The sequence below is a fragment of the Streptomyces sp. NPDC002793 genome (assembly GCF_040295485.1).
GTDB lineage: Bacteria > Actinomycetota > Actinomycetes > Streptomycetales > Streptomycetaceae > Streptomyces.
Window position 1 is genome coordinate 1 of record NZ_JBEOVL010000140.1, and the last position, 1,432, is coordinate 1,432.

Annotated in this window: 2 protein-coding genes; both read left to right on the forward strand. The window is 71.1% G+C overall.

Annotated elements, in window-relative coordinates:
- Positions 1-372 (forward strand): sensor histidine kinase (locus ABT001_RS35995; RefSeq protein WP_502967587.1); only part of this gene is annotated, 372 nt, incomplete at its 5' end.
- Between the two features lie 235 nt (positions 373-607).
- Positions 608-1,432: sensor domain-containing protein (locus tag ABT001_RS36000; protein ID WP_351285910.1), on the forward strand; the 825-nt coding region annotated here is incomplete at its 3' end.

Genomic DNA, 1,432 nt, shown 5'->3' on the forward strand with positions numbered 1-1,432 from the left:
GTGAAAGTCACCGTGGACCTGGAATCACGACCCGCACAGGCCATCGAAGGCATCGCCTACTTCACCGTCTCCGAACTCCTCCAGAACGTCAGCAAACACAGTCACGCCCGTGAGGCGTCGGTCGACGTGTGGCGGTCCGGCGACCGGCTGATCCTCCAGGTCCGGGACGACGGGGCGGGCGGAGCCCGGCTCGACGGCGGTACGGGCATGTCGGGGCTGGCGGAGCGACTCGGGGCGGTCGACGGGCTGTTCGTCCTGGACTCCCCCGAGGGCGGCCCCACCACGGTCACGGCGGAGCTGCCCTGGCGCGACCGCGCGGACGCGGAGGCCGAGCGGGCGGGTGCGGCAGGGCTCGCCGGCGGTGCCGGATGACAGGCAGGCGGTGTGGCAGGGCCCCTGGCCGTACGGACCCGCCCCGGAGGCGGAAGCGAGGCCGGAAGCAGGACCGGACGCAGAGGCAAGCGCCGCCATGGTGGGGAAAACCCCCTGCCGGATACGGAGACGGCCCTCATGGTGCCGGCGCCCCTGGCACAGCAGTCTTGAACCATCAGCCGACGCATCGGCCCGCGGGGAGCCCCCGCTCAGAAGAAACGGACGGACGCCACTGATGGCCACGGCATACGGACCGGCCTCACGGGGCCACCACACCCCCGGCACCGGCTCCGGGGGCTACCCCCCGGCGAAGCACCTCTTCCCCGCGGCACTGCGCGCGCCCTTCGAGGGACGTACCTGGCGCGAGCTGGGCTATGTGCTCCTGAGCCTGCCGATCAGCGTGGTGCTGTTCAGCTTCGCGATCACCATGGTGTCGCTGGGACTGGGCATGCTCATCACCTTCCTCGGCATTCCGATACTCGCGGCCGGCCTCGTCATGTGCCGAGGCTTCGGTGTCATGGAGCGGGGCCGTGCACGCGGCCTGCTGAGGCTGGACGTCGCGGATCCCGCGCCGGTGCGCGGCAAGGGCGGCCTGATGTCCTGGGTCGGCGCGGTGCTGAAGAGCGGGGTCTCCTGGCGGCATCTGCTCTACGCGGTGCTGCACATGCCCTGGGCGGTGTTCGCGTTCTTCGTGGCGGTCACGTTCTGGTCGTACGGCTGGGCCGCGTTCACCTACCCGCTGTGGCGCTGGGTCTTCCCGGTGTACGCGGGTGTCGACGGGATCCAGCTGTACGGCGACGGGACGCATCAGGTCTACCTCGACTCCCCCTTCGAGCTGGCCGTCACCTGCGCGTTCGGGCTGGCTCTCGTCCTGGTGACGCCGTGGATCATCCGTGGCCTGGTGTCGGTGGACCGGCTGATGGTGCTGGGTCTGCTCGGCCCTTCCCGGCTGGCCTCCAGGGTCTCCGAGCTGGAGTCGGACCGGGGGGTCGTCGTGGACACCGCCGCCGCCGACCTGCGCCGCATCGAACGCGACCTCCACGACGGCGCACAGGCACGG